Source organism: Pseudomonas sp. SDO5532_S415, assembly GCF_054071155.1.
This window is the reverse complement of record NZ_JBSVWS010000331.1, coordinates 1-2,360: the sequence shown is the minus strand read 5'-3', so window position 1 is coordinate 2,360 and position 2,360 is coordinate 1. Positions and strand designations below refer to the sequence as shown.

The window sequence follows — 2,360 nt, the reverse complement described above, 5'->3', positions numbered from 1 at the left end:
TTGAATGCATTCCCCTGTGGGAGCGAGCCTGCTCGCGAAGGCGGTATATCAGTCGCCGTAGATGTCCGACTTGAAGTACTTCTCGGAAATCTTCTGGTACTCACCACTGGCACGAATGCCATCGATGGCCGAATTCAACTGGCTGACCAACTCGGTGTTGCCTTTGCGCACGGCAATCCCGGCACCCTCGCCCACGTATTTCGGATCCTTCAATTCCGGTCCGACAAACGCATAGCCTTTGCCGCGCGGCATCGACAGGAAGTCATTGAGCGGAATGGTGTCAGCAAAAATCGCGTCCAGGCGACCGGCCGCCAGGTCCATGTAGATCTCTTCATTGTTACCGTAACGCTTGACGTTGATACCCTTGGGTTCGAACACCTCAGTGGCATAACGGTCGGTGGTGGTCGCACGCTGCACGCCTATGGTCTTGCCCTTGAGGCTGGCGTACTGGTCATCCACCACCGCGCCTTCCTTCATCACCAGGCGCGATGAGGTGAAGTAGTACTTGTGGGTGAAATCCACCGACTTCTTGCGGTCTTCGTTGATCGTCATGGACGACAGCGCCATGTCGATTTTCTTCACTTTCAGGGAAGGAATCAGACCGTCGAATTCACTTTCGACCCACACACACTTGACTTGCATCTGCGCGCACAACGCGTTGCCGATGTCATAGTCGAAACCGACGATCTCGCCTTTTTCGGTTTTGGAGGCAAATGGCGGATAAGCCGCCTCGATACCGATGCGCAAGGTTTTCTCGGCGGCAAACAGGCTACTGCACGCCAACAGGCTCAGGGCCAGACCGGTGATGAGGGGGAACTTCTTCATATTCGTTCTCTCGCGGGTTTGTTGTTGGTTTGGCAAGACAGAAGAAAAAGCAGAAACGGGGAAAGCCTTTTTTGTACTTATAATTCCATACTGGACTTTTATGTATAGATCGTCAATCGGGCAAAGGGGATTGTGCCCAGCCAATGGTCGGGAGGTGAGTCAACAAGATTGTTGGTTTGACGCCATCGCAGGCTTGCCCGCGATGGCGTACTCGTGAGCAATGCAGAAATTACTGTTTCCAGCGATCCGCCGCCGCATGATCGCTGTCCCGCCCCTCGACCCAACGCGGGCCATCGGCGGTATTTTCCTTTTTCCAGAACGGTGCGCGGGTTTTCAGGTAGTCCATGACAAAGGCGCAGGCATCGAACGCTGCCTGGCGGTGGGCGCTGGCGGCGCCAACGAAGACGATCGGTTCGCCGGGCTCCAGCGCACCGATACGATGCAACACTTCCAGCTTGAGCAGCGGCCAGCGCTGCTCGGCCTCGGTGGCAATTTTGCCAAGAGCCTTTTCGGTCATGCCCGGATAGTGCTCGAGGAACATCCCGGCCACGTCGAGCCCGTCATTGAAATCACGCACGTAGCCGACAAAACTCACCACCGCACCGACACCGACATTGGCGGCGTGCATGGCGTTGACTTCGGCACCCGGATCGAACGCCGTGGACTGCACGCGAATCGCCATGATCAGCCCCCGGTCACGGTCGGAAAAAACGCCACTTCATCGCCATCGCTCACCGGCTCGTCGAGTTGGCACAGGTCTTCGTTGCGCGCGCACATCAGGTTCTGTTCGCGGAGCACGTCAGCCCCCTCACGTTGCGCCAGCAACGCCCGCACGTCGTCGACGGTGGCGAATTGGCCTTCGACCTTCACCGAATCCACACCCAGCGCTTCACGATAACGGGCAAAAAACTTTACGGTGACATTCATGGTTGATCCGCCTGGAAATGACCGCTCTTGCCGCCGACCTTTTCCAGCAGCCGTACGCTTTCAATGGTCATGCCGCGATCGACAGCCTTGCACATGTCGTAGATGGTCAGCGCGGCGACACTGGCGGCGGTCAGCGCTTCCATTTCCACACCGGTCTGCCCGGACAATTTGCAGCGCGCCACAATGCGCACGCTGTCGTCGCCTTCGGTACTGAGTTCGACCTTGACGCCCGTGAGCATCAGCGGATGGCACAGCGGAATCAGATCACTGGTTTTCTTCGCCGCCTGAATGCCGGCAATGCGTGCCACGGCAAACACATCACCCTTGGGGTGACCGCCGCTGACAATCATCTGCAGGGTTTCGGGCAGCATGCGCACCAGCGCTTGGGCCGTCGCCTCACGAAACGTCACGGCTTTTTCGGTAACGTCGACCATGTTGGCGCGACCTTGGGAATCGAGATGTGTCAGCACGGGATTACTCCTGATCAGGAGCATCGATTGTAAACCTGCGGGTCAATTTTCCGCACGCAAGATTATCCGATCAGCACATTCCCCTGTGGGAGCGAGCCTGCTCGCGAAAGCGGTGTGCCAGCCAATATCACCGTTACT

General features: G+C 57.4%; 4 protein-coding genes. All 4 read right to left on the bottom strand.

The annotated features are described in order from the left end of the window. Positions 1-48: 48 nt before the first annotated feature. The 4 genes from ACW9HW_RS29865 to moaC all read right to left on the bottom strand — a co-directional run bounded on the left by ACW9HW_RS29865 (position 49) and on the right by moaC (position 2,222). Positions 49-825, bottom strand: coding sequence for an ABC transporter substrate-binding protein (locus ACW9HW_RS29865; protein WP_095193033.1), 777 nt, complete (start codon positions 823-825; stop codon positions 49-51). A 229-nt stretch (positions 826-1,054) separates the two neighbouring features. Next, positions 1,055-1,507 (bottom strand): molybdopterin synthase catalytic subunit MoaE, encoded by a 453-nt coding sequence (moaE, locus tag ACW9HW_RS29860; protein ID WP_095193032.1) that lies wholly within the window; start codon positions 1,505-1,507, stop codon positions 1,055-1,057. Between the two features lie 2 nt (positions 1,508-1,509). Next, positions 1,510-1,752, bottom strand: a complete 243-nt coding sequence (moaD, locus tag ACW9HW_RS29855; RefSeq protein ID WP_008060537.1) for a molybdopterin converting factor subunit 1 — start codon at positions 1,750-1,752, stop codon at positions 1,510-1,512. After that, positions 1,749-2,222, bottom strand: coding sequence for a cyclic pyranopterin monophosphate synthase MoaC (moaC, locus tag ACW9HW_RS29850; RefSeq protein WP_457402920.1), 474 nt, complete (start codon positions 2,220-2,222; stop codon positions 1,749-1,751). The genes moaD and moaC overlap by 4 nt, the downstream gene beginning before the upstream one ends. Between the last annotated feature and the right edge of the window lie 138 nt (positions 2,223-2,360).

What these genes read in the sequence shown, in the direction of transcription:
- ACW9HW_RS29865 (WP_095193033.1), bottom strand. Translation starts at nt 825, where the DNA reads ATGAAGAAGTTCCCCCTCATCACCGGTCTGGCCCTGAGCCTGTTGGCG.
- moaE (WP_095193032.1), bottom strand. Translation starts at nt 1,507, where the DNA reads ATGGCGATTCGCGTGCAGTCCACGGCGTTCGATCCGGGTGCCGAAGTC.
- moaD (WP_008060537.1), bottom strand. Translation starts at nt 1,752, where the DNA reads ATGAATGTCACCGTAAAGTTTTTTGCCCGTTATCGTGAAGCGCTGGGT.